This is a genomic window from Psychrobacter sp. Ps2 (genome assembly GCF_022129405.1).
In the GTDB taxonomy this organism is placed as follows: Bacteria; Pseudomonadota; Gammaproteobacteria; order Pseudomonadales; family Moraxellaceae; genus Psychrobacter.
Genome location: NZ_JADQAM010000043.1, coordinates 25,850 through 52,778, shown reverse-complemented (window position 1 = coordinate 52,778; position 26,929 = coordinate 25,850). Strand labels below are relative to the sequence as shown.

Below are 26,929 nucleotides of genomic sequence, written 5' to 3'. Positions count from 1 at the left end.
GTTTACGGTGATACGCGAGCTAAAAACGAAAGGCATTAGAGTGCGCTCTCATATGTTATGACTATGAGCGATATATTGTGGTAAATAAAAAGTGGCTTTATTATATCATTTTGTTTTCAGCTGCGCTTATCGCATCAAGGATTAATAGTCACTGTATTAGGTCAATGTCAATGTTACGTTGAGGGTTGCAAAAATGGGACTGTTCGCTTAAAGCCATATTCTCTTTGACACAGAGTGGTTGGTACTCTAATTATAACGTTATTCATCACATGGAATGCCTAACCAGTACTTATAGAATCCTGTTAAGATAATCTTGAGCTGTATATCAATTGTCTTATCAGAACCAGTTACCTTATTAACGATTAGTGGCTTCATTAAAAGTAGCGCCTTACCCAGATGCTCTGATACGACACGCTGCAAGTAACATGAATACTGATTTTATTACGAATAATTCACGGCAAGAACCTTAGTAGAGAGTAGACCTAGCATGGCATATAAAAAACGTTTCGATACCAGTAGTGCTTATGGTCAGCTGATCATACTGGTGTTTTTGCCTATCTGTGTGTTGGCAGCAGTAGGCGGCATCTTGGTATTTCACGAAACCATGCGTGCAAGCGACTCTGAGCAAGAAGTATTGGCCGAAGCGGTACTTATTCGTTATACGCCAGTCATAGCTGAACTGATTCCTGAGCTGCTAGAACAAGAGCGCCAGCAAGTAGGGAGTAGTGCTGAGGGTACTCAGCAAGCGGCGATGACGACGCTAGAGGGTATCCAAGATAAGCTTGGACGTATGCAGTCAGAGCAGCATGTACAGCGCATTGCTATTATTAATGAAGGTAACCAAATACTGGCAACAGTCGGTTATGGTCTCAATGAAGAATGGCCGCTAATCAGTGATTCCGCAAGCTTTTTGTCACAACGACCAACGCCTGTAGGCACAGCGTATGGCAGTGTATTGGGAGAATTTGAAGGGCAAACGTTGTGGTTGCTCGTCGATATGGATAATGAGCCGCTCTATATTGCACGCTACCGTATTGCGATGGCGTTAGTGATTACTGGCTTGTTTACTATCTTGATTCTACTACTGAGCCTAAATATCTATTCAAAACGTTGGATTGCCCCCATTTATGAGCTGCGGTTGCAGTTGCAACGTACCCATGTTGATAATTTATACCAACCTGTACCCGTTGAGTCAGATGGCGAGCTGAATTTGTTACAGCAAGATCTAGTCAGAACATTGCGCCGCTTACATAGAAGCTTTCAAGAGCTCAAAGACCATGCCGAGCAAACGGAAGATGATTTACGTTTGGCATTTGATGAGATGGAAATGCAAAACATCTCTATTCGAAATGCACGTGATGCGGCAATTTCAACCAGCCAAGCCAAGTCTGCATTTTTAGCCAATATCAGTCATGAACTGCGTACACCATTGAACAGTATCGATGGCTTTATTAATTTGCTGGCACGTCATGGCGAGCTTAATCCTGAGCAGGACTTGTATGTACAGACCATACGTAAGTCATCAGCACACTTGCTCGCTTTGGTAAATGATGTCTTAGATTTTTCTAAAATCGAAGCAGGCAAGCTAGTACTGGATCGCCATGAATTTGATCTCTATGACACCATTTACGATGTGGTCGATATGCTATCTCCTGTCTCTGCGGAGAAGGGTTTACGCATGGCAGTACTGTTTTACAATGATGTGCCGATGCGTATCAATGGTGATGCGTTACGTCTTAAGCAAGTATTGACCAATATCGTTGGTAATGCCATTAAATTTACGGATAGTGGTGATGTGGTGGTGCGTGTGAGTTTAGATGACCACCGTGACAATTATCTGATGATTAGCGTGCAAGATAGCGGAAAAGGTATTTCTCTTGCAGATCAAAAAATGCTGTTCCAAAGCTTTAGCCAAGGCGATCCATCAATCACGCGTCAGTATGGCGGTACAGGGTTGGGTCTGGTTATCTCCAAACAGTTAACACGCTTAATGGGCGGTGATATTGGGTTTCATGATAATGCTCAAGAAAATATTGCAAACCAAGGCGCGACATTTTGGTTTCGCATGCCAGCCCATGTCGATGTGCTAGAGGCAGCCACAGGGCAAACGATTGAATTACCAGTATTAGCGCCACTGGCGAGCGAGACCGATGAATTTAATGTACTGGTTTGGATTAATCATACCGCTTCGATACAAGTACTAAAGGCTAGCTTGCAGTATTTGCCGATTAAGCTGACTCAGGCCAACTCATTACCGGGTGTGCTTGAGTCACTAAAAGAGCACGGTAACTATTGGGATTGGGTCATCGTTGATGATGACACGCAAGACGATATGATGGCGCTCCTCAAGCAAATTCGTCTGCATTATCAAGGCAAGCTTGCTGTATTTGGCTATCAAGTGGCGGCCGATCAAGCGCTACTCAATCGCTATCATGCCAACATACTGTATGAGCCATTAGACAAAAGACAGCTGTATGCGATGCTCGATACTCAAAGCCGTAGTACGCCGCAAAGCCTGCAGGAACCACGCTGGAAAGGGGTCACGGTACTGGCAGTTGATGACCATTTGCCTAATTTATTAGTGCTTGATGCTTTATTGAGTGAGCTAGGTATTCAGGTAGTCACTGCGAGCAGTGGGTTTGATGCTATCGAGATTATCAGTAAACAACAAACCAAAAACATCAAAACTGCCAAGAGCGATAAGCAAAGTCTATCGAGTAAAACGCAACTCTCTAAAGCAGAAACACGTGATGAGATAAATAAGAAAACAAATAGCGCGTTCTATCATGAGGACACGAGCGCTGACGATAAGGCGGCTACGCAAGACAAAGACAATATTGATTTGATATTTATGGATATTCAAATGCCGCGTATGTCAGGTCATGAGGCGGCTAAGCAGATTCGAAATATCGAAAATGCGGATAGTCGTATCCCTATTATCGCTCTGACAGCTCATGGGTTGGCAGATGAACGTGACAAACTTATAGCCAGCGGTATCAATGACTATGTCGGCAAACCGATTAGCCAACCACAGTTATTGCAAGTGCTACAGAAATGGCTTGGTCGTAAGAGTACCACACCACAATTGACCGCGTTGCCTGATACAGATTTGCAGAGCTTTGGCTTACAGCATTCTGATTTGCAGAGTGATAATTTACAAGATGCTAATGTACAGAGTATCGACCCAACAGGGGCTGAGTTAACTCCTATTGACTCGCTGCGCGGTTACTCAATTAATGATAATGATTTATCGAACGACTTGCTCTCTAATAATATAAAAGGGCAAGAGACTCAAGCCAGTTCAGATATATCTTCAAATACATTAACCGCTACTTATCCAATAATAAGAGGAGACGGGGTAGATCGTAATAGTACTTCTGTCAGTAGCGAGCCAAAAATTACCCGTCCATTATCCTTGAAAAAAATCCGTGATGACTATCTGCGCGATAGCCAGCCTCGTGAAGGCTATAGACGAGATACTGCGCGTGATATTCAGCCGCGCTATGAGAGCTTACGTCTACAAAAACAAGGTCAGTCGCCACTATTACAATCAACAACAAAGTCTATCGACAACTCTCAAGATAAAAGCCCCCAAGACCAAAGCTTTCAAGATAGAACAGCTCACGATAATACGACTTTACACGAGCAAATCAATAATGACCTTAGTAACAATAATATAAGCAAAAGTGATACCTCAAATATTTTGGATTGGCAAGATGCGCTCACTCGTTCAGCGAATAAACCTGAATTGGCGGCCAAGCTTATTATCATGATGATCGATACTATCAATGATGAAAAACAGGCACTCATTCAGGCATGGGAATCGCATGATCGCAATATGCTGGCACAAATTGCTCATCGTATATTGGGCGGTAGTCGATATACGGGTGTACCACAATTGCGTCAGGCTAGCCAAGATTTGGAAGATAAATGCCTGCTGAATGTACAGCATACGACACCTGTGCAGTTTGCAATGATTGAGCCTTATTATGAGGCATTGTTAACGGCGCTAGACAACTTGCAAAAGGTGGATTTATCTTCTTATCCGCAGCTTAATTATCATCGCTTGAGCGAAAATGACATGACATGGAAAATGATATAAGTTGACGGTAAGGCAAAACAGACAAAATCATTCAGATTCAGAGAGCGATAGGTAATCTTGTTAGATTTGCTTATCGCTATCAACTAGGTACTCTGTGTCTGCTGTATATGAAACTGACTATAGTATCGTGGCAGTCAGTTATTACTACGGTACAACAAAGACAAGCCTGCTAATATTGTGAATATTAGAACCATATATGTTTTATTCATTAATAAGGATTGTTATGAACGCGATTGCAAGTTACCAGTATGAGACCTTACAAGTTAGTATTACAGACAACATACTGACGGTTACCTTAAATCGTCCACATAAAAAAAATGCCATGAGCTTTCAGGTAATCAATGAGCTGATTAAGCTGGCAGGTCGTATTAGCAAGGACAGAACCATACGCGCAGTCATTCTAAATGGGGCAGAAGGAACTTTTTGTGCAGGGATTGACTTAGGAGACTTAAATCATCCAAAAAATACAGCATTTGCGCTTTGGGAGCTGATCAAGCCATGGCAAAGTGCGTTCCAACGGGTGTGCTTGGTATGGCGTGATCTGCCAGTACCCGTCATAGCAGTATTGGAAGGGTATTGTATCGGCGCTGGGTTACAGTTGGCGTTGGCTTGTGACGTACGTATCAGCCATCCTGATTGTCAGTTATCTATTATGGAAGCTAAGTGGGGTTTAGTGCCAGATATGGGACTGACCCAATCAGCATTTGGAGTCCTACGAGAAGACACTCTAAAAGAGCTCGCCATGAGCGCCCGTATCATCGATGCTAATGAAGGCAAAGAGTTAGGCTTGATTAGCCACTGTGGTGAAGCACCTCTTGAACAGGCACAAAAACTTGCTGCCGAGTTTGCAGAGCGCTCTCCTGATGCAGTGCTAGCAAGCAAACGCGTGATAAATGCGATGTATGATCAACCTGCTAAGACTTTATATAAAGAAAAAGCATGGCAGCTTAAAATGATGCTTGGTCGCAATCGTAAGCTTGCCCTCAGAAAAGCAAAGCAGGCCAGCACCTTATTTGGCAAACGCCAATTCCGCTAAATTTTTGCTATCAGTAAATTTTCTAGTGTTATTTTCGTTTGATTCATTCTGATAAAAGAAATTGCTACCTAAGAAAACCAGACATATTTTGATAAATTATTTTGACGATTTTTAATTGTTAGCGGTTGTTTCGCCATTATCTTATAGCCATTGAAATGCAAGCAGATAGCACGATATAGCATTGTCTGCTTGCACCGATGTGGGTAAAGATGCACTATTGTTGTTAAAGGTATCTATTTTGATTACTGGATAACACAGTAAAATGACGAAAGCCTACCTAACAACACGTGCAAGCAATTAAACATCGAAAAATAAAATATCAAAAATAATAGCCACTATATAAAACGGTCTAAATATGTCTGCTTCAAAACCCTCCCTTCCAAACAAACCTATCGCTTCTGAGCGAGTGCGCTCTGCTGATTTGCCTGTTGCATGGATTATGATGCTTGGGCTGATGGTTGCGGTAGGGCCATTATCAATTGATATGTATCTGCCAGCACTGCCATCGATGGCCGATGATTTCGGTGTTTCAACGGCCTTTATGGCCAACTCTGTCCCTGCATACTTTTTAGGTTTGGTATTTGGGCAGCTATTTTACGGACCATTCAGTGACCGTGTTGGCCGTGTCAAACCCTTATATATAGGTATGACGCTGTATGTTATCGCTTCTATCCTTTGTGCGACTACTGATAATGAGTACGTACTGTTTGCAGGCCGTACTTTACAAGCGTTGGGCGCGTGCGTCGGTGCAGTAGTTACTCGCGCTGCGATTCGAGATCGCCTCACTGCCAAACAAACGGCAAAAGCTTTTTCCATCATGATTTTAGTGATGGGCTTAGCACCCATATTGGCACCATCGCTTGGCGCGCTATTCTTACAGTTTTTTGATTGGCACTCTATCTTTTGGTTCTTAGCTGCATTTGGTGCTCTAAACTTGCTACTTACTAAGTTTTTCTTTTTTGAAACTTTAACCGAGGAAAATCGTAACGTACGCCCTGCAAGAGAAGTGCTCAGTCAATATTGGGATTTATTAAAAGACCCGACTTTTAACTATCCAGCAATTGGGGGTGGATTGTTAATGGGAGCGATGTTTGTCTATATCAGCTCGGCTTCTGAGCTAATTATGGATACTTATGGTGTCTCAGCGACACATTTCGCTTGGTTGTTCGGAATGAATGCGGCGGGTTTTGTAGGTTTGACTCAGTTGAACCAATGGCTTACCAATCGCTTTCGAATACTAAGTATTTTGCGATTTGGGGCGATGATGCAGGTTATCTCTGCGGGTTTGCTATTCGTGATTGGCTTGCTTTTAGGGACGGATGCTTGGTTGCCACTGGTGCTGGCTTGTATTTTCTTTTGTATCGCAGGATTGGGTCTGACCCAGCCCAATGCTTCTGCAATTGCGCTCGCTTTTCAGAAACGCCGTGCTGGTATGGCAAGTGCGCTACAAGGTTCGCTAATGTTTTCAGTCGGTATCTTTGGCGGTTTATTATTGAACCTGTTTCCAGTCAACCCAGTTCTCAAAGTTGGTATTGCCCTGTTCTCACTAATGAGTTTCGGTTCTTTCCTGATTTGGAAAATTGATCGTAATCTCAACTTGGACGACGCAGAGTAACAGCGCCTCTATTTTAAGTTAACTGTATTTCAAAAAAAGCACTTATACGTTCACAGCGTATAAGTGCTTTTTTCTGTGTTGAATAATTATTCAGTTAAGGATCAAGTCTCATAGAGACTTTAAGTAGCAAGGTCACTAGACTTTAGTAAACATAAGTTGTTCCGAATTATATGCTGTATTTTATATATATAACTAAACGTAGATAATGACCAAACATAATTATTACAATCGCAAAATTAGGTAAGTATTATCTAACGTAACTTTCTGTAAGTTAATATGTATAGACATTGCTTAACCTTGCTAGATTGTCAATTAATTAAAATGTAAAACAACGTTAGGTTTCAAGGATAGATTATGAAGCAGTTATATCGAGCGTTACCGATTTTGTTGAGTGTGGGCCTATTTGCTATTTGGCTGTGGGAATTCTGCTACTCAAGAAAATGCAAATACACCAGTAAAGGAAAACACAGATAGCTTTGTGAGTAAGCTACCTGATACAGCGCCAACATTGAAAGTTGCCATGACTGGTGATTTGCCGCCTTTTTCGTTCCAAGATGACTATGGCAATATGCAAGGCACTGATGTTGATTCAATTCGTGCTATTGGTGAAGAGCAGGGATTCAAAGTCGAGTTTTACAAAGAAACTTGGCAAGACATGTTCGATAGCGTCGAAACAGGAAAGCGTGATCTAGCGATTTCTGGTATTTCTTACAAAGACGATCGGGCAGTGAGATATGGTCTATCAACACCATACTTTTTCAACCCAGCTACTATCATGTATTTGGAAGGTAAGTTCGATATAAAAAGCTTAAACGATATAAAAGGTCTAAAAGCAGGTACGTTAGAAGGCCCTAAAGAAGAAGACACGCTAAAAGAGATGGGCAGTTCAGTTGAGCTAATTTCAAGACCTACAGCATTTTTGGCGTATCAGGATTTGGTTCAAGGTAATACGGATGTCTTCTTGTACGATATGCCAGTCTTGCAATATATCGTCAAAGGCTATCCTGAGCATAAAGTGAAAATTGTACCCTATGAAGCTGCAGATGCACCTTCAGCCCAGCAAGTGGTGCTCATGGCAAAAGAAAATACTCAGCTTATCAAAACGGTTAATGAAGGTATTGCCAAACTAAAAGAAAAAGGGACATTTAAAGAAATTGAGGCGCGCTGGTTGGGTGAAGCTGACCCTACTGAAAAGAGCGAATCTGACACCAATACTAAGCAATTGAACTAAGGAATTCTGAAGATGGCAACCGTACCTAATGTTGACAATAAGCGCTATCAAGGTCTGATTATTTCAATTGCACTATTTTTATCTCTAATCGGTGCTTTGCTAGCGTTCACGTTTTATACCTCAAACTTATTAGAAAGAAATACCGCTTTAATTGACCAAACTAACCAAGTGGCAAACAGTGCACAGGCAGTAATTAAAGATCTTTTCGACTTGGACAGCAGTTATGGTGAGGATACTAACTCTCCACACATACAACGAGTGCTAAGCCGTTTAGAACAAAATACTGCGCTAATCACTAGCTCGATTGCTGCTATTGAGCAAGGCAGTACAATCACAGATGCAGAAGGTAATAGCTATGACTTGCCAAAAATTGATAGTCAAGCACAAACCAATATTGCTGCGGCCAATGAGCAATAGAAAGCGCTAGAGCCTAAGATTCAAACATATCTAAAAGATGCTGATAATATCATGGTAACGTCTGCTGATGAATTGACGCAGGCCGTTGAACAGGCGAAAACATCAAGTTTGTTTATTAACGATTCTTTGGATAATTTGACAAAAGACGTGTTCGATAGTGCACAACGTCAAGCAACTACCATTCGTCTTATTCAGGTGCTTGGTGTTGCCGCTATTTTTACCTACTTCCTAATCTTCGTATTCTTCTTTGTACGTCGTCTACGTGAGACGGATGCTGAAGCACTTGCCGCTCGCCAAGAAACGCAAGAGATTATGGAAACGGTAAATACAGGTCTTTTCCTACTTGATAAGGACTTGAATATTGGTCAACAGCATTCTCGCGCGCTGAACAATATCATCGGCTCTGATAGCTTGGCAGGGGAGAACTTTACCAATGTCTTACGTGGTCGTATCTCTGATAAAGACCTCAAGACCACCCAGCAGTTTATTGAACAGCTCTATAACCCTCGAGTGAAAGAAAAACTGGTAGATTCACTTAACCCGTTAAACAAGGTCATGCTACATAACCTATCTGAAGACAAGAGTCTTGATAATCGCTTCTTAGATTTTAAATTCTCACGTGTTTATGACAATAAAGACATTGCCCGTATCTTGGTCAACGTGAACGATGTATCAGATGCAGTCTACTTAGAACAGCGCCTAGAAAAAGAGCGTTCACAAAACGATATGCAGATTGAGATGTTAACGACTATCTTGAATGTAAATCCAAAGATTATTAATGAGTTTATTGGTAATACCCAAGCGCATATTGAGAAGATGAATAACATCTTGAAAAATCCTGGTAGCTCACAATACGAGCTTGAAGGTAAATTAAAAGCTATTTATCGTGAAATGCATAGCTTAAAAGGTGAAGCATCAGCACTAAAACTACACAGCTTTACGAAGATTGCTTCTGATGCTGAAGACAAGTTACATGCATTGCAAAACCAAGGTCAGTTATCTGGTAATGACTTCTTACCATTGGCGGTACATTTGGATGACTTGCTTAGCTTGTCGAATACAATTGCGACATTGGGTGAGCGTATCAACCGCTCAGCACCGACAGCAGCTAAGTCGTCAACCGTACAAGCACCAGTCGCTACTCAAAGTCCAGTAGCAGACCATGCAGCTAGCAATGCTGACTTCGATGGTGGGCTAGATATCGACTTAGACAATGAAGCAGATGACGATTTATTGTCTTTTTACAATGAGTTTACAAAAGAGATTGCTTCCAGACAAGGCAAGCGAGTACAGCTAAAAAGTACGACGCTGACCCAAACCAGCATTCCGGCGCATCTTGCAAAGCCAATCAAAGAAATCAGTATTCAGTTGCTGCGTAATGCGGTAGTCCATGGTATCGAGTCGCCAAGTGTGCGTCATGCTACTGGCAAAACTGACATTGGGACCATTGATTTGGAAGTGCAAGACAACGGTTCAAACTTTATGTTGGTGGTGCAAGACGACGGACAGGGTATCAACTATGACAACATCCGTAATAAGCTGATTCAAGAAGGTCGTTTCGGTACGGAAGAGGCAAATCAGCTTAGCAAAGGCGACTTACTCAAACAGCTGTTCTCTTCTGGATTTTCTACCAAAGAGCACGCAGATGAAGACGGTGGCCGCGGTGTTGGACTTGATATCATCAAAGCAAAAGTAAAAGAGTATGATGGCAAGCTTAATGTAAATAGCGAGCTGGGTCAGATGACACGGTTTGTCATTACTTTACCTAAAGCTTAATCAAAATAGTAATTATATTGTCAGGGACGACAAGCACTTCATTAAAGGTAGTAGATAAGTTATGTATAAGTTAATGATTGTTGATGATTCAAATATTATTAGAAACCGTATTCAGCGTGCATACGATTCAGGAAAGTTCATGCTGGTGGCGACAGCGACTAGCGGTGTTCAAGCCATCGAAAAGTTCAATGTCCACCGTCCTGATGTGATCACCATGGACCTAACCATGCCACAAATGGATGGGCTAGAGTGTATTGAAAAAATCATCGCGATTGATCCTGAAGTACGCATTTTAGTGGTATCAGCGTTATCGGACAAAGCCACCGGCATTGAAGCATTGTCACTAGGTGCCAGTGGCTTTTTGTGCAAGCCCTTCTCGGAAGAGGAGCTTGTAGAGTCTTTGTATGAGCTGATGCAAGACTAACACCATTCATCGACTACAGCAGATATCATTATGAAAGAACAAAAGTTACAGATTTTTTTGAGCATTATTAGTAATTACTTTGATCAGTTTGGCGGAGAAGAGCTTATTGCCGATACCCCTTACTTACTAGAAAACAAACAGCCAAAAGTCCATGACTATACAGGCGTGATTGGTATATCTGGTGGCCAAAAAGGCGTGGTATATTTTTCGGCGACGCGTGACTTGCTGTCTTCAATCTTAGACAGTATGGGCGAAACCGATAAAAGTGAAGAGAACTATGTAGATCTGGCTGGGGAAGTGGCCAATACAATCGCAGGCAATGCACGCAAAGAGTTTGGCTCAGAGTTTCATATCTCTGTACCATTTATGTTTAAAGGTGCGCCGCAAAGTATTGTGTTGCCGAACGATGAGCGTTCTTTTATCATCCCCATCACTTGGCATTCTCAAGTAGGCGAGATTGTGGTTTGCTTGCAAGATTAATGCTGCCACGTAATACAGATGGATATTAATATATTATGGTTAAAGTAGAAAAATTGGGTGTGTTTCTAAGCTCGATCAATGCGTTTTTTGCGCAAATCGATGGCTCGGAAGTGTCAATTGATACCCCTTACTTGAACAACAACAAAAGCGCGATTGGCTTTGATTATAGCGGTGTCATTAAGATATCAGGGCCTTTGGAAGGCTGCGTCTATGTCAGTGCACCAAGCGTGATGTTGCGAGAAGTCATCAAAGTGATGGGCGAGCCTGACTCTTCAATCACGATGATGAAAGATTTGTTAGGTGAAATGGCCAATACAATCTCAGGTAACGCTCGGACAGAGTTTGGTTCAGAGTTTATTATCTCTCCGCCGCACATTGTAGAAAGTGCGCCAAGCGTGTCTTATTTGCCTAAAGACCGTCAAAGCTACATCACACCATTTACGTGGCGTGGTTACAAAGCGGTCATTGGTATTTGCATTGCATAAGTTATATTCAATCCTCTATAAACGAGTGATAACTATAAGAGAGTGACGGCGGTATCCCTGCTTGAAAAATAGCTATTAAGAAGATAATCATGAAAAAAGCGATGCAAATGCATCGCTTTTTTTTGTTTTATTATCGCCATGTTTTGTTTTTATCTTATTGATACACTACAAACAAACTGCTGGAGATTCTAAAGCGTTATGTGATAAAATACAGCGCAGCTATTTTTTATAATTCACTTTATAGTTTAGATTTGAGCATTTGCTTCAATCTAGCGATAGCTTCTTTTTTTAAACCAACCAATGACACACACATCATGGCAAAAAATTGCTGGGTGTTTGGCGACTTGATTAATTTGTGATCTGTTAGTGCTTTACTAATGAAAACTAACCGGTAGCAGATGCGTGTCGCTAAATAGGCTGTTTTTGTGATGTGGAGGCATAACCCAACCAATAGGATATATTCTCATGGCTACAAAGAATCCAACCAAAATCGAAATGCGCGACTTACTACAAGCAGGCGCTCACTTTGGTCACCAAACACGTTTTTGGAACCCAAAAATGGGTCCATACATCTTTGGCGCACGTAACAAAATCCATATCATCAACTTAGAGCACACCGTAAAAGCGTTCAACGAAGCGTTGACTTACGTAAACGGCCTAGCTGCTAAGAAAAACAAAGTATTATTTGTTGGTACTAAACGCGCTGCAAGCGGTATCGTACGTGAGCAAGCAGCTCGCGCTGGTATGCCATACGTTGACCATCGCTGGTTAGGTGGTATGTTGACTAACTGGAAAACTCTACGCCAGTCAATCAACCGTCTAAAAGAGCTAGAAAAGCAAGCAGAAGACGGTACTTTCGCTAAGCTAACTAAGCGTGAAGCGCTAGAGCGTACTCGCGATATGGAAAAACTTGAGCGTTCACTAGGTGGTATCAAAGACATGGGCGGCCTACCTGACGCTATCTTCGTAGTAGACGTAGATCACGAAGCAATCGCTATTAAAGAAGCCAAGAACTTAGGTATCCCAGTTATCGGTATCGTTGATACTAACTCTAGCCCAGACAACGTTGACTACATCATCCCAGCTAACGATGATGCTATCCGTGCTGTGACTTTGTACGTAACTTCTATGGCTGATGCTATCATCGCTGGTAAAGAATACGCACAAACTCAAGCTGGTGGTAAAGCTGAGCAAGCACCTGCTGCAACTGAAGAAGCGCCAGTTGCAGAAGAAGCTGCTGCAACTCCAGCAGAATAAGTAGCTGACTTAAAAAGTTTAACTTTGTAAGGATGTCTTGATAGTGTATCTATCAGCATCCATATAATGTTTTGAACAGCGTATAAGCTCATAATAGGCATGATGTAGTTTTACTCGTCATGCCTTGTTATTGAATAAAGCCTTATTAATAATGCCATGCATATAAGCGAGCAGCTATTGGGCGAGTATTATCGCTCCTACTGGTTATATCGCTGTACTGTATAGATGTTATTTGTTTGACATCATTTATGGCTATATTAGTAATCGTTCAAAACGAGCTGTCTGCTAGATTTTAAGTAATACTAAGATATTGAATAGAAATACAGCACTCCTATACATAACTATACTAAGGTGACTCTTATGACAGAAGTAAAAGTATCTGCCAAAATGGTAAAAGAATTGCGTGACCGTACTGGTCTTGGCATGATGGAATGTAAAAAAGCGTTAGAAGAATCAAACGGTGATGTTGAAGTTGCCATTGATAACCTACGTAAATCTGGTCAAGCTAAAGCAGCTAAAAAAGCTGGTAACATCGCAGCTGACGGCGCTATCATCATCGCTCAAGGCGAGAACAAAGCATTCTTGTTAGAAGTTAACTGCCAGACTGATTTCGTTGCAAAAGATGACAGCTTTACTGCATTTGCAGAAAAAGTTGCTAACCTTGCGCTAGAAAACAATGTAACTGACGTTGCTGCTATCTCTGAATTGTCTTATGGCGAAGGTCAGACTGTTGAAGAAGCACGTGTATCACTAGTACAGAAAATCGGTGAAAACATCCAGATTCGCCGTGTTGAAACTCTTGAAGGTGCTAACATCGCTGCATACCGTCATGGTCTACGTATCGGTGTAGTTGTATCTTTTGAAGGTGGCGACGCTGACACTGGCAAAAACCTTGCTATGCATATCGCTGCATTCAACCCTGTTGCTGTAGATGATGAAGATGTTGCTGCTGACGTATTGGCACGTGAAAAAGACATCATCGAAGCAAAAGCTCGTGAGTCTGGCAAGCCTGACAACATCGTTGAAAAGATGATCGAAGGTGGCCTACGTAAGTACCTAGACGAAGTAACTTTACTACGTCAGCCATACGTTATGGACAACGACAAGAAAGTTGGCGAAGTCCTAAAAGCTGAAAACGTAAAAGTACTTGGCTTCAAACGTCTAGAAGTTGGTGAAGGCATCGAGAAGAAGCAAGAAGACTTCGCTGCTGAAGTTGCTGCAACTCAGGCTGCTAACAAGTAAGTACCAAATAGTGTTGGATCAGGCTGTGAGTCCTTAATTGTGGCTCACAGTTTGGCTTTATCACTCTTAATGCATCAAGATATAAAGCATCATGACATAAATCGTCCAGACATAAAAAAGCCCATTAATTCGTTAATGGGCTTTTTTATGTCTGGCTTTTAGATAACTGGCTTAGCGTAAAGCCGCGTAGGCTGAGTTGGCATAGCTGGCACTATTCACATTGCTGCTGGTGCCATAACTGACATTTTGTAAGCCACTACTTGTACTGGTGCTACTGGTTTGATTGTTAGCACTGATGCTTGCACCAAACAGTCCGGCATCATTCTTATACAAGCTATGATAACGGCTCATCACTCTTTGAACATAGTTACGTGTTTCTTTGAATGGAGGGATGCCACCGTATTTATCGACATTGCCTTCGCCCGCATTGTAGCCTGCGACAGCATGTTCGACATTATTGTTGAAGCGGCGCATAAGCCATGCGATATATTTGGCTGATCCTTCGATATTGTCTGCAGGGTTCCAAGGATTGCTCACATTGAAACGGCGCGCAGTCGCTGGCATCAATTGCATAAGGCCTTGTGCGCCTACTGGTGAACGTGCGTTTGGATTAAAAGCTGATTCGGTATGCATCATCGCTTTCATTAGGGCAGGGTCCACACCGTTGCGCTCAGCGGACGCACGAATGTAACTGTCGTAAGAGTTGCGACTTCCGCTGTTGCTCGCGGCGCTGCTACCATAGCTATCGCTACTTCCGTCATACATCTTAGAGTCTTTATAATAAGTTACTTTTACTTTTTTCGTGAACTTATCAAAATTTCCACTAGGATTGACGTTGGTCAACAGCACTTGTCCACCTTTGTCTTTGTAGATATACATGTTGCCTGCATTGGCAGCGACAGAAAAGGTCGAAAGAGCAATGGCACTTAGTAAAAGGGGAGATAAGCAGCGAGTCATCAAAGTAGCCGTATTTATCATAGTAAAATCACTTTTTATCGAATAACAGCAAATTGTTTTGCCTACATATGCGTTGATTTAGGCGCTTAAGCGGTTACTGAGTTTGCAGAATTATTTAGCCCACTGTGAAGACAGCAGCTGAGCAATTATTACTTTCAATAAGGAACCACTTGCAATAAATACAAAAAATAATAGTTGCTTACTATAACATATAATAACTTTTTGGCGTATCAGATTGACGAACTAAGTTGTAAAATCAGATTTTCATTGTTAAATAATCTTAGGTAAATCAATATGCTAAATTTTCTGGGTTACTTTATGAGCCATTTGTAGTCGGTTTTTTCGTTTATGAATTCAGATAAATAAAGTGTCTCAATTTTTTAAGAAATAATAATGACATTTGAATAGTCGAGGTGATTTCCAATCTGAAATTAATAGTAGATAATACTATTAATGGTTAGGTTCTTAAAAATATAAGAATAGTGTAGGTAGGCTTTTAGTGATGACTAGATGCCAATAGCGCTGATAAAAATAGGTACCCAAACTGCGGTAACTAACCCGTTCACTGCCAAGCCAAATGCTGCATAACGTCCTGCTGTATGACTGATCTGCCATGCCTCTACAGTACCAAACGCGTGAGCTGCTAAACCTAGTGCTAGACCTTTGGCTCGGTCATCATTGATACCGCGGAACAAAAAGCGAGCGACCGTACCACCTATCAATCCTGAGACGATGATAATTAGGTTAGCCATTGCCAATGGTGCTTTGATTAAATCTGCGACACTCAGGCCAATCGGCGTCGTAACAGAACGGGTAGCGAAAGCCAATAGGGTCTCATGACTGAGCGAAAATAAATAGGCCAGTGACATAGGCAATAATGCGCCAACGACACTAGCAATAGCGACAATTAGAGTGAGTTTTTTGACTGGTAAGCCTTTAAAATTCATCGCCGCCAATGGCACAGCCAAGAGTACTGTCACATATCCCAACAGATGGTCAAATACAGGTTTTGCCGCGCTGTAATAGTTGTTGTAATCCCACTGCAGTAAAAATAGGAAAACAAGTACTAGGACAAGTGCGGTAATGACCATCGGTAACCATGACAACTTACGCGCCAATACACGTGCAATTACGTGTGCTGCCAAGGTTAATAGTATTGCGGCTAGGGTTGCCATAAATACGCTGTCAAAAGTCATAATATCTCTCCGCAGCTCACGGCTGTCCCTTTTGCTCAGTGGTAGTCGTACTATCAGTGTTTGCAGCATGGTTAAGCCAACGATTGGCCAATAATGCCAGTCCCCACAGTGGTATGAGCGTACTAACGATCATCGTTATCATCACACCCAATAGCTCATCTCCTAGAGCAAATAGCAACAAGCCTGCACCAGCAGAAACTGGTAAGAAGGCAAAACCACTATCGACTAGTAAAGTATTACTGGCCTGTGTGAGCCAGCTCGGCAACCCTTTAAGCAATCGCCACGCCATCAAGATAACAAACATCGCAACCAAGCCGACAATATTGGCCGCTTTTTCGATGCCTGCCATTTGACAGAGGACAACCGCCGTTTCTCGGACAACGATAACCATGGTCAACGTTAGAATTAACGCAAGCCATAGTGGGAGATGGGGAGAGTGAGCAGGCTTCATAAGCAATTCTGGCCAAGTCAGATATAAATGGATGGTGTACAAAACAAAATGCGCGATCGCACCAAGAACACAACTTAGAAAATGATGCTATGCATACTGATAGTAGCAATGATTCACTTTTAAAGTATTAACGCTATCTATCAATATTTATTGAATGTATAACAGGCGATTATATAGAGAGTGGGGCAACTAATAAAGCCTATGCACCGTGACTGGTCATATCCAAAAAAAATAGACGATATCAATGGATATCGTCTATTCTATTTTAACGTACTATATAAGGGTTTGTGATCTAACAGTATGAATCAAACGTTCATTCAACTACTGTCGCAAATGACTCACTTTAACAATAATTCTTATTTTGCAGAAATGATCATTATTTTTCTGAATCAGCTGTTTCTGAGTGTAATGCATCAAACTCGTCAAACGCCTTTTCTTCAGCCTCTGTCATGGTTGGCTCTTCAACGTCGTCAACCTTCTCAAACTCTTCGAGTACCGGCATCAGTAGTGTTGCTTGTGCAAGCGGCAATACATCGATAGGTTTCAAGTTTGCTTGACCCAGTAGCTGTCTTAGACGGTCACTTGGCAGACGAATCGTCAGACATTCACGACCTGTATCGTCGTAGCTTTCTTCTTCAATAACACCCAGTTCATATAAGGTGTTTTTGAACTGTCCAGCATCATACGGCAAGGTCAAATCAAACGTCGTCAGTTTACCTGTCAGCAGTTGCTGTACGGCAAGCGTTAGCTCTTCCATGCCTAGGTTCTGTCTAGAAGAAACATAGACGCGGTTTGGCTGACCTTCGCTAGCATAGCCGATATGTGCAGGCTCATCAGTCAGATCAATCTTGTTGTAGACATTGAGCACAGGTACATCGTTATCGATTTCTGCCAATACTTCTTTGACCGCTTGAATCTGCTCGTGCATGTCCTCGCTAGAGGAGTCAATAACGTGCAATAACAAGTCTGCTTCTAGCGTTTCTTCTAGGGTTGCATGAAAAGACTCAACCAGCTCATGCGGCAGATGACGGACAAAACCAACCGTATCGACTAAGACGACACGACCAACTCCCTGCCAGTCTAGACGGCGCAGGGTAGGGTCTAGCGTCGCAAATAGTTTGTCAGCAGCATAGATATTTTCATCAACCAAACGATTGAACAAAGTAGATTTGCCCGCATTGGTATAGCCGACCAGTGAGATGGTCGGTACGTCTGATTTTTGGCGACGGGCACGACCTTGCGCACGGGTCTGGCGAACTTTTTCTAGTTTGCTCTTTAGCTGATTGACGCGAGTCTGCAATAAACGACGATCGGTCTCAAGCTGAGTCTCACCCGGCCCACGCAGACCAATACCACCTTTTTGACGTTCCAAATGCGTCCAACCACGTACCAGACGTGTTGATAGATGGTTAAGCTGAGCCAGCTCTACTTGCAGCTTACCTTCGTAGGTACGGGCACGCTGCGCAAAAATATCCAAAATTAAACCAGTACGATCCAACACGCGGCACTTCACTAGCGCTTCGATATTACGCTCTTGTGATGGCGACAGGCTGTGGTTAAACAGTACGATATCTGCTTCGTGTTCGCGCACTAGTTCTGCGATTTCTTCTGCTTTTCCGCTACCAACGAAGTATTTGGCGTCAGGGCGCGAGCGTGATCCAGTGACTAATGCCAAACGATCGGCACCTGCTGAATCAGCCAACAGCTCAAATTCACTAAGATCGTCAGGATCTTGAATTTGGCGGATGTCTAAATGTACTAAAATGGCGCGTTCGCCACCTTCATGTCTTTCAAAATAATCCAAAGAGTATCACCTATTTAATAAAGTAAATGTCTCGCTATGATCAGCTCAAGAAGCTTTGACGTAGCGTTCATATGATTATCTATATATGGTCTTATCACTTGATATTAAAGCGTATTAGCATAATTAGCGATGGTTTTATGTTACAGCGTTTGCTGCGGATAATTTTTTATAAATCTGCTTTATTACCCATTTGTATAAAAGTCAGCATTCACTGAGTGAACAAGCTATCACTGAGTGTGCGAACTTTGTTATACTGGGCTCGTTTTTTGACTATTAAACACCCGTTATTTAATCATGAGGGCGAAGATGAGCCAAGCTAAATCAAGCTTTTCACTCAGACGACAGTTGAGCCGAGGCCGACAGGTGGCTGGTATGACCACGACCATGGTCGGCGGCATACGCGCGGCGAAGCGTATCGGTGCATTTAAGCAGCCACCACGCGAGACCCTACCACGCTATATCCAGACATTCTGCCGCAAGATGGCAGGCTCTTTTGGGGTAAAAGTGGTAGAAGTGGAACCTGTAGAGCAGTTCCATGGCTTATGGGTATCGAATCACGTGTCATGGATGGATATCCCTGTCGTTGGTACTGTGAGCCCAGCGTTCTTTTTATCCAAGGCTGAAATCGGTGAATGGCCTGTATTTGGCAAACTTGCTCATGCCGCAGGAACGCTTTTCATTGAGCGCGGCTCCGGTGATGCAAGCTCAGTATCGGCGCAGATTGCTGACTTTTTAGCCAAAGGTTTTTCGATTATTTTCTTCCCTGAGGCGACGACCACTAGTGGTAAAAAAGTAAAGCGCATTTATGGAACATTGCTGCAAGCAGCCATTGACGCTGATGTGCCTATCAGACCGATCATCATCGCTTATGTCAATAAAGACGGCACACTAAGCGACGCATTGCCATACTATGGTAAGCTGACGATGAAAGAAAGTATGAAAAAAGTGCTCGATAGCAAAAATGTGACCGCTTATGTATTGCCACTCGCGCCTATAGATCCAGAGGGTCGTAACAAAAGCGAGCTGACCAATTTATTGCAAGCACGCATGAATGAAGGGTTGGCTGAGCTGCACTCAAGAGTACTTAGCGCACCAGTTGAAGACTGATTACTTATAAGCTAGTTAGAGTTGAACTAGTGCAGCTAATCTCAGCCAGTTAATAAAAGGGCGCAAATCGAAACGATTTGCGCCCTTTCTTATAGGAGATTTAATAGAGCGAACTTAATATTATTTATTCAGCAGGCTCTATTAACATCCAGTCTCTATAAAATACCAACTATGGTGATGGATTAGGTTGCTGTGTATGCACCGCTTCAATCGCTTCTAATACATCTGCTGTTAGCTCCACATTGACACTGTCGATGTTTGATTTGAGTTGCTCGGTCGTTGTCGCTCCAATGATGTTGCTGGTGACAAAGTGACGAGAGTTTACAAAAGCCAATGACATCTGCGCCATGTCCAGACCTGCATCAGCAGCTATCTTGGCATATTGCTCAGTGGCTGATTTGGCTTGCTCATTCACATAACGACCGAAACGATCATACATAGTCAGACGTGCACCAGTTGGACGTTTACCATCAAGATATTTACCAGACAACACACCAAAACCAAGCGGTGAATATGCAAGTAGACCAACGTTTTCACGATGGGCAATCTCTGCCATACCGACTTCGTATAAGCGGTTTAATAGGCTATATGGGTTTTGCACGGTAAGTGGTGGAATTAGACCGTTTTTATCTGCTTCCCATAGGTAGCGCATGAGTCCCCACGCGGTATCATTCGATAAACCATAAGCACGAATACGACCTTTTTTGATCTCATCATTCAGGGCCTGAATAGTCTCTAGAAATGGCGTTAAATCGTCTAATGACTGTGAAGCCATCTCTTCATCATAGCCACGCTGACCAAAAAAGTTGGCTTGACGCTCTGGCCAATGCAGTTGGTAAATATCGATATAGTCTGTTTGCAAGCGGGCAAGATTGCCGTCAATAGCGCTGCTGATATGCTGCGCGTTAAAGCGTGTTTGACCATCGCGCAAAAAATCCATTGGTGATATTTTGCTGGCAAGGATGACTTTGTCACGCTGTTTGGTTTTATCAAACCAAGTACCCATGAATCGTTCGGTATCACCCTGTTTGTCTTTGTCTGGTGGTGATGGGTACATCTCGGCAGTATCCCAAAAGTTCACACCCTCAGAGAGTGCCATGTCCATTTGCTCATGTGCTTGAGCTTTATTATTTTGCTGTCCCCAAGTCATCGTACCTAGACAGATCTTAGATACTTTTTCATCGAGCTGCGGTAGCGTTGTATATTGCATTCGATTGTCCTTTCTCGTTTTTTTATTGTGGATTGTGCGTTTGGGCAACTACATAAGTTGTATACCAGTGACGCCAGGTGGTGTGACCTTAAAGATTTTTACTTTAAATAATACGTCTTGCCCAGCCAGCGGATGATTGAAGTCCACTTCGACTTGGTCAACATCAATGGCGCTGATCGTACCGGGCAAGGTGTTTTTGCCTTTGTCTTCGAATTCAACCATCATGCCAATCTCTGGATTGTCAGCGACTAGCGCAAATTGAGTACGGCTAAAATGTTGGATGTTTTCAGGATTCCACTCACCAAATGCTTGCTCTGGCTCAAGGTGTGCGGTACGAGTGTCACCGGCGCGTAGATTCATCAGTACTTGCTCAAAACCAGGTAACAAGCTCTCATCACCAATTGTCAAAGACACAGGTGCATCACGATTAAAGGTTGAGTCGATGATAGTGCCATTTTCTAGTGAAACTTCAAAGTGCAGCTTAACGAGGCTGCCGTAAGCGATACGAGTGTCTTCGTTTGGGTTAATAAATTGAGATTGAGTCATAATAAAAAGCCATCGGTTGCTAGAATAGAAAATAATGAGTTTGATTAAAGTGTTTTTAATTGCAGTATTATAGTGTAAGAAATAATAAGCCATCTAAGACCAGATGTAAGCGTCAATAATGTAACGCAGATGGTGTACTATAATTGGCAATTCTAAAAGATATGAGGTGTCGGTAGTGAATAAACAACAAGGCACTGTCAAAAAATGGCAGGACGATAAAGGGTTTGGCTTTATTGAAACTGAAGCGGGCGAGTCTGTCTTCTTTCATGTGAGTGAGTTTAAGGCTCAGCGCCGTCCTAATATCGGTGAGGCAGTGGTCTTTAGCATTGGACAGGATGCGGAGGGACGCAAGCGAGCCAAGCAAGTACAAGAGCTTGGGCTTGTACAGCAAAAAATGGCACAAAAAAATCATCAGATCCGTCAGCGCAATCAGAAACGTAGCCATCAAGCAGAGTTTGAAGCGGGCCAAAAGAAACGCTCGTTTCTTGGACTGGCTTTTTATGGTGTCTTAGCTTTATTAGCAGCGACAGATAAACTAAGCTGGCTAGTGGTCGGTTGGTATGCTGCACTAGGGTTAATCACTTATATAATGTATGCCAAAGACAAAGCTGCTGCGCAAAGTGGCGACTGGCGTACGCCGGAGTCTACACTGCATATACTAAGCGCGCTTGGCGGTTGGGTAGGCGCACTATTGGCTCAGACGTATTTGCGTCACAAATCACAAAAGCCTGAGTTTCGTGTCACCTATTATTTGACCGTCGTTGTGAACATGGCAGGATTACTGTTTTTATTGGCAGGTGGTGGGTTAGAGACTGTCACTGATTTACTATCAGAATTGCTATAAATAATAGCATTCACGATTAGCAGTATTGCTACGGGTATGACGAAAGCACTAAAGCGATCGATAAAAAAGGTGGGTTACGAATACGTAACCCACCTTTTTTGTTTATGAATTGAACTGGTTTATCTAACTACACATAATTATGACCGTGGCATTTCACGCTTTTTTTCCAAAAATAGCATATCAATGACAATTAATAGTACACCGATAGATATACCGATATCCGCGATATTAAAAATCGGATAATGCCAAACATCAGCATAATGCACATGGATAAAATCAATCACATGACCATGTAGTAAGCGGTCGATTAAATTACCAACTGCACCGCCCAACACTAAGGCTAGACCAAAAGATAACAGCGTGGCTTTGCGCGGTGCTTTAATCAGATAGATGATTAAAAATAGCGACATGACGAGTGCCAATCCTGAAAAAAACCACTTCTGCCAACCGCCAGCATCTGCCAAAAAGCTAAATGCCGCGCCATAGTTATAAGCCAATGTCCAATTGAGAAATGGCTCAATCACCGGCACTGGATCATGAAAGGTCAGCTTAGTTTCTGCCAACCATTTAGTCCACTGATCGATGATGACAATAACCAATGCCAGAAAGTACCACATAAAAGCACGACTACCATTGGCCACCAGCTTTGGTGTCCTATTTGTTGACTTGTTCAGACGACTTCTAGGTGTAGTCGAGCTACCCGTGGTTGCATGAGCAGGCTTAGGCGAATGGTCAACCTCAACCTGCGGCTGCTGGTCATGCTGGCTTTCAGACGAATCAGTTGGGTTAGGCATAGTGACGTACCTCGCCATCGCCACTGACATTGGTTACGCAGCGCGCGCATAGCTCAGGGTGTGCGCTATCTGTACCGATGTCATCACGAATGTGCCAGCAGCGTACGCACTTAGTACCAGTAGCCGCACTTACTTGTACCACTAAATCTACAGCCTCTTCGGTATTGGTGTCGGTCGCTTCGTCTGTCTGTGCGATGCTATCAGCAGGTGCTTCGCTCATTGGCTTTAGTGCAGCGTTACTAGTAATTAGTACAAAACGAAGCTCTTCATCAAGCTTAGCTAGGCTTTCATACATAGCACCGTCAGCATATAGACTCACGTCGGCAGACAAGTTGGCATTGATGATTTTTTCGCCACGTGCAGTCTCGATATGTTTGTTCACCATGTCTTTGGCGAACATGATGCGCTGCCAGTCATCATTGCTAATAGCACTTAGCTCAAACGCTGGGAACTCGTACCACTCTTGAGTGAATACATAGCCGCCTTTATCCGTATCACGTTGGTTCAGTACTTCCCAAGCCTCTTGCGCCGTGAATGATAGGATTGGGGTAATCCAGCGAATCAGCGCATGAGTAATATGGTAGATAGCCGTCTGCGCAGAACGACGAGGCTGACCATCCGCCTGCGTGGTGTACTGGCGATCCTTGATAATATCTAGATAGAAGCTACCCAAGTCTTGCGAGCAAAACGCCGTCACGTGCTGAGTGACTTGGTGAAAGTCCATCGCATCGTAAGCGCTAATGATTTGCGCTTGTACGGTTTGTGCGCGCTCAATGATGAATTTATCAAGGCTAACCAATTCATTGATATCAATGCTGTCGGTCGCTGGATTGAAGTCATCGGTATTGGCAAGTAAGAAACGTAAGGTATTACGGATACGGCGATACATATCGATCGCACCTTTAAAGACCGTCTTACCTGCGCTCATCTCATAACGATAGTCACTTGAGGCAATCCACAGACGCAGCATATCCGCACCTGTTTTATTGATTTCTTCTTGCGGGGTGATGATATTGCCAAGTGACTTACTCATCTTGCGACCGTTTTCATCGACCACAAAACCATGGGTCAGTACTTGCTTAAATGGTGGGCGCTCATACATGGCTTCTGACGTCAGTAGTGACGTCTGGAACCAACCGCGATGTTGGTCAGAACCTTCTAGATACATATCAGCTGGATTGGTCAATTCATCACGCTGATCCAGTACCGCAAAATGCGTCGTTCCTGAGTCAAACCAAACGTCCAATGTGTCAGTTGCTTTGTCATAGTCAGCGGCTTCACTACCTAAGAAGTCTTCACAGCTAGCATCGAACCACGCTTCTACGCCGCCTTCATTGATTTTTTGCGCCGCAGTTTCCATTAGCTCAAGCGTGTTTGGATGCAGTTCGCCTGTTTCTTTATGCGTAAAGAAGGTAATCGGCACGCCCCACGTACGCTGACGTGAGATACACCAATCAGGACGCCCCGTCATCATTGATTCGATACGGTTTTGTCCCCACGCTGGGGTCCAGTTGACTGTAGGAATATCAGCAAGCGCGCGAGCACGTAAGCCTTTAGTTTCCATGTTGATAAACCATTGAGGCGTAGCACGGAAAATGATTGGCGACTTATGACGCCAGCAATGCGGATAGCTATGCTCAATTTTGGTATGGCTGATTAGATGACCATTTTCATGTAGTGCAGCGATGATTTTTGGATTGGCTTTATAGATGTGCTCGCCTGCAAATACAGCAGCGCTATCTAAATAAACGCCTGTACCGCTTACTGGGTTTTCCACTGGTAAGTTGTATTTTAGACCAACGATATAATCGTCTAAACCGTGACCAGGTGCAGTATGTACCAGACCCGTACCACTATCTGTGGTTACATGATCGCCCAAGATGAGCGGCACTTGACGGTCTGCAATTAGTGGATGCTGGGCATGTAGGCCTTCAAGCTCACTGCCTGATACGGTCGCTAAGATGCCATTATTTTCTAATTTCAGCTCACTCAACGCCGTTTCTACAAGATCAGCTGCTAGTAGCAAGTTGCCTTTTTCGGTCGCAACCACGCTATAGTTATGCTCAGGATGTACTGAGATAGCTTGGTTGGCAGGTAGTGTCCAAGGCGTGGTGGTCCAAATAACAGCAGCAACATTTCCTGCTACTTCAGCCAAGGCGGCTACTTTATCCGTACCGAGCACATCAAAGCTGACATAGATTGCATCAGAGACTTTGTCTTGATATTCTACTTCTGCTTCTGCTAGGGCAGAGCTACAGTCCAAGCACCAGTTGACTGGCTTCATACCGCGAGTCACATGACCATTGTCATAGATTTTGGCAAGCGCGCGTACGATGTTGGCTTCTTGATGGAAGTTCATGGTCAGATACGGATTGTCCCAATCACCAAACACACCTAAGCGCTTGAAGTCTGCCTTTTGCAGTTCAATCTGAGTACTCGCATATTCGCGGCATAGACCACGGAATTCAGTAGCAGAAACCTTTTGACCAACTTTACCGACCTTGGCTTCGACTTTTTGTTCGATTGGCAGACCATGACAATCCCAACCAGGGACATAAGGCGCATCAAATCCTGATAAGGTTTTTGATTTTACAATAATGTCTTTTAGTACTTTATTGACCGCATGACCCAAGTGAATCTGACCGTTGGCGTATGGAGGGCCATCGTGCAAAATATATTTGGTTGCACCAGCACGCGCCTGACGAATTTTACCGTACACGTCATCCGCTTCCCAAGCAGCCAACCAATCTGGCTCGCGTTTGGCAAGGTTTGCGCGCATCGCAAATGGCGTATCCGCAAGGTTCAGCGTGTCTTTGTAATCTTGGCTTGGTGTGTCAGTGCTTTTATCAGTCATAGAAGGTGTCTTTTTAAAAGGTAGGTTTGTGTGTCGGTTCAAAACCGGATACAAGGCTCGATGTTCAATGTAGTTCAATATAGTACTGAGTGTCACGCGGTATTGATAATGCTTAATTACTAATAGTAGGTATATTGCTCATCATAGTCGGTTTATCAACCATCATGTCAATAAATACCCATTGTCGCTCATTAGTCCGCAAATAGTTACGTCAATAATAAATGGTAACGAGACGATTGCAACATAAAATATGCTAGTAAAAATAATTCAAAAAAATATTTAGATCGGCAGCTATTATATGACAAAAAGGGTAGGGTAAAAAGAGCTGTGCGAGGTCAGCCCAATTTTGTCCAATATCAATCGTTTATCTACGTCATATATCCTCAGCAAAGATGCAGCTATAAGCTCCTTGAATGCTTATTTATTGAAATATAAAGTACGGCTCAAGTGCTAAAAAACAGATGCTAACCACAAGCGCAGTTTCAATGACCATAACGGCTGAATACCTGTCAGCCCTTGTGTCATCTCGCCATTTTCTAATACCACATAAGACGGTGTGACTTGTCCTTGCCAATCTGCAAAGATATTGCCTTGTTGATCATTTATGGTGGTGAAATCAAACTGATGCTGATCGAGGTAGCCGCGTAACTCTTGGTTTGAGCCGGACTGTACGGCAACAGTGACAACGGGATAATTATCCGCTGCGAGCTTATTGATGGTAGGTGAGGTGAAACTACAGACTGAACACCACGTACCCCAAAAGTATACCAGCGTAGGACGCTCGTGGCTCATCGCTGCCAAGTCGATAGTTTGCCCTTGGTAATCGGTCAGTTGCAATTGAGGGTTGGCAGGCATGACAGGCTGTCGCCACCAATTGACCACGCTATAGATCACGACAAACATGAGACCATATAACATTATCGTTTTAAGTATCGAAATGATCTTTCGCTTCGGCTGCTTCTTTGGCTTTACTTCTGTTTGCTCAATATCGGTCGTCATGACATCCGCTTTTTGGTTTGCATATTGTTCTCAGTTATTTCCAAATGATGGCTTATCGTCACTGCTTATCTTATCGTGATTGCCTATATAGTCATTGCACAA

The 26,929-nt window shown here is 43.1% G+C and carries 22 protein-coding genes; 13 read left to right on the top strand and 9 right to left on the bottom strand.

Annotated elements, in window-relative coordinates:
* Positions 1 to 487 precede the first annotated feature (487 nt).
* From I3254_RS04680 to tsf, 11 genes are all read left to right on the top strand, one after another.
* Positions 488 to 4,102, top strand: coding sequence for an ATP-binding protein (locus tag I3254_RS04680; protein WP_238051683.1), 3,615 nt, complete (start codon positions 488 to 490; stop codon positions 4,100 to 4,102).
* 223 nt (positions 4,103 to 4,325) lie between these two features.
* Positions 4,326 to 5,138, top strand: a complete 813-nt coding sequence (locus I3254_RS04675; protein WP_238051681.1) for a crotonase/enoyl-CoA hydratase family protein — start codon at positions 4,326 to 4,328, stop codon at positions 5,136 to 5,138.
* Positions 5,139 to 5,493: 355 nt separating this feature from the next.
* The gene (locus I3254_RS04670) at positions 5,494 to 6,753 is read left to right on the top strand and encodes a multidrug effflux MFS transporter (RefSeq protein WP_191114724.1); all 1,260 of its coding nucleotides are present in this window, start codon (positions 5,494 to 5,496) and stop codon (positions 6,751 to 6,753) included.
* Positions 6,754 to 7,231: 478 nt separating this feature from the next.
* Positions 7,232 to 7,984: a transporter substrate-binding domain-containing protein gene (locus I3254_RS04665; RefSeq protein ID WP_238051679.1), complete on the top strand. Its 753-nt coding sequence runs from the start codon at positions 7,232 to 7,234 to the stop codon at positions 7,982 to 7,984.
* A gap of 12 nt (positions 7,985 to 7,996) precedes the next feature.
* Positions 7,997 to 8,401, top strand: coding sequence for a hypothetical protein (locus I3254_RS04660; RefSeq protein WP_238051677.1), 405 nt, complete (start codon positions 7,997 to 7,999; stop codon positions 8,399 to 8,401).
* A gap of 51 nt (positions 8,402 to 8,452) precedes the next feature.
* Positions 8,453 to 10,177 (top strand): ATP-binding protein, encoded by a 1,725-nt coding sequence (locus I3254_RS04655; protein ID WP_238051676.1) that lies wholly within the window; start codon positions 8,453 to 8,455, stop codon positions 10,175 to 10,177.
* Between the two features lie 61 nt (positions 10,178 to 10,238).
* Positions 10,239 to 10,601 carry a response regulator gene (locus tag I3254_RS04650; RefSeq protein ID WP_102091535.1) on the top strand — a complete coding sequence of 121 codons (363 nt, stop codon included), beginning with the start codon at positions 10,239 to 10,241 and terminating at the stop codon, positions 10,599 to 10,601.
* A 30-nt stretch (positions 10,602 to 10,631) separates the two neighbouring features.
* Positions 10,632 to 11,081, top strand: a complete 450-nt coding sequence (locus I3254_RS04645; RefSeq protein WP_238051674.1) for a chemotaxis protein CheX — start codon at positions 10,632 to 10,634, stop codon at positions 11,079 to 11,081.
* Between the two features lie 35 nt (positions 11,082 to 11,116).
* A complete protein-coding gene (locus I3254_RS04640; protein WP_057758429.1) occupies positions 11,117 to 11,566 on the top strand; it encodes a chemotaxis protein CheX in 450 nt (149 codons plus the stop codon).
* A gap of 465 nt (positions 11,567 to 12,031) precedes the next feature.
* On the top strand, positions 12,032 to 12,823 hold the full coding sequence (rpsB, locus tag I3254_RS04635; protein WP_238051672.1) for a 30S ribosomal protein S2: 792 nt from the start codon (positions 12,032 to 12,034) through the stop codon (positions 12,821 to 12,823).
* A 360-nt stretch (positions 12,824 to 13,183) separates the two neighbouring features.
* Entirely contained in the window at positions 13,184 to 14,065 is an 882-nt protein-coding gene (gene tsf, locus I3254_RS04630; RefSeq protein WP_179799032.1) for a translation elongation factor Ts, read from the top strand.
* A gap of 171 nt (positions 14,066 to 14,236) precedes the next feature.
* Here tsf and I3254_RS04625 read toward each other — a convergent pair whose 3' ends face one another.
* The 4 genes from I3254_RS04625 to hflX all read right to left on the bottom strand — a co-directional run bounded on the left by I3254_RS04625 (position 14,237) and on the right by hflX (position 18,473).
* Positions 14,237 to 15,043: a lytic transglycosylase domain-containing protein gene (locus tag I3254_RS04625; protein WP_179799031.1), complete on the bottom strand. Its 807-nt coding sequence runs from the start codon at positions 15,041 to 15,043 to the stop codon at positions 14,237 to 14,239.
* Positions 15,044 to 15,528: 485 nt separating this feature from the next.
* Positions 15,529 to 16,218 (bottom strand): LrgB family protein, encoded by a 690-nt coding sequence (locus tag I3254_RS04620; protein WP_102094604.1) that lies wholly within the window; start codon positions 16,216 to 16,218, stop codon positions 15,529 to 15,531.
* Between the two features lie 16 nt (positions 16,219 to 16,234).
* On the bottom strand, positions 16,235 to 16,669 hold the full coding sequence (locus I3254_RS04615) for a hypothetical protein (protein ID WP_057758440.1): 435 nt from the start codon (positions 16,667 to 16,669) through the stop codon (positions 16,235 to 16,237).
* A gap of 376 nt (positions 16,670 to 17,045) precedes the next feature.
* Positions 17,046 to 18,473, bottom strand: coding sequence for a ribosome rescue GTPase HflX (gene hflX / locus I3254_RS04610; RefSeq protein ID WP_057758442.1), 1,428 nt, complete (start codon positions 18,471 to 18,473; stop codon positions 17,046 to 17,048).
* A gap of 306 nt (positions 18,474 to 18,779) precedes the next feature.
* Between hflX and I3254_RS04605 the strand changes: the two genes are divergently transcribed.
* Positions 18,780 to 19,580: a lysophospholipid acyltransferase family protein gene (locus I3254_RS04605; RefSeq protein WP_238051670.1), complete on the top strand. Its 801-nt coding sequence runs from the start codon at positions 18,780 to 18,782 to the stop codon at positions 19,578 to 19,580.
* Positions 19,581 to 19,749: 169 nt separating this feature from the next.
* On the opposite strand, the gene I3254_RS04600 is transcribed toward I3254_RS04605, so the two are convergent.
* Positions 19,750 to 20,790: an aldo/keto reductase gene (locus I3254_RS04600; RefSeq protein WP_238051668.1), complete on the bottom strand. Its 1,041-nt coding sequence runs from the start codon at positions 20,788 to 20,790 to the stop codon at positions 19,750 to 19,752.
* Positions 20,791 to 20,838: 48 nt separating this feature from the next.
* Entirely contained in the window at positions 20,839 to 21,336 is a 498-nt protein-coding gene (locus I3254_RS04595) for a peptidylprolyl isomerase (RefSeq protein WP_238051666.1), read from the bottom strand.
* Between the two features lie 175 nt (positions 21,337 to 21,511).
* On the opposite strand from I3254_RS04595, the gene I3254_RS04590 reads away from it, so the two are divergent.
* Complete coding sequence (locus tag I3254_RS04590) at positions 21,512 to 22,180, top strand: DUF1294 domain-containing protein (RefSeq protein ID WP_238051664.1); 669 nt, start codon at positions 21,512 to 21,514, stop codon at positions 22,178 to 22,180.
* Positions 22,181 to 22,317: 137 nt separating this feature from the next.
* On the opposite strand, the gene lspA is transcribed toward I3254_RS04590, so the two are convergent.
* From lspA to I3254_RS04575, 3 genes are all read right to left on the bottom strand, one after another.
* The gene (lspA, locus tag I3254_RS04585) at positions 22,318 to 22,974 is read right to left on the bottom strand and encodes a signal peptidase II (protein WP_238051661.1); all 657 of its coding nucleotides are present in this window, start codon (positions 22,972 to 22,974) and stop codon (positions 22,318 to 22,320) included.
* On the bottom strand, positions 22,967 to 25,828 hold the full coding sequence (ileS, locus tag I3254_RS04580) for an isoleucine--tRNA ligase (RefSeq protein ID WP_238051657.1): 2,862 nt from the start codon (positions 25,826 to 25,828) through the stop codon (positions 22,967 to 22,969). The genes lspA and ileS overlap by 8 nt, the downstream gene beginning before the upstream one ends.
* Positions 25,829 to 26,278: 450 nt before the next feature.
* The gene (locus I3254_RS04575; RefSeq protein ID WP_238051655.1) at positions 26,279 to 26,827 is read right to left on the bottom strand and encodes a protein disulfide oxidoreductase; all 549 of its coding nucleotides are present in this window, start codon (positions 26,825 to 26,827) and stop codon (positions 26,279 to 26,281) included.
* Positions 26,828 to 26,929 lie beyond the last annotated feature (102 nt).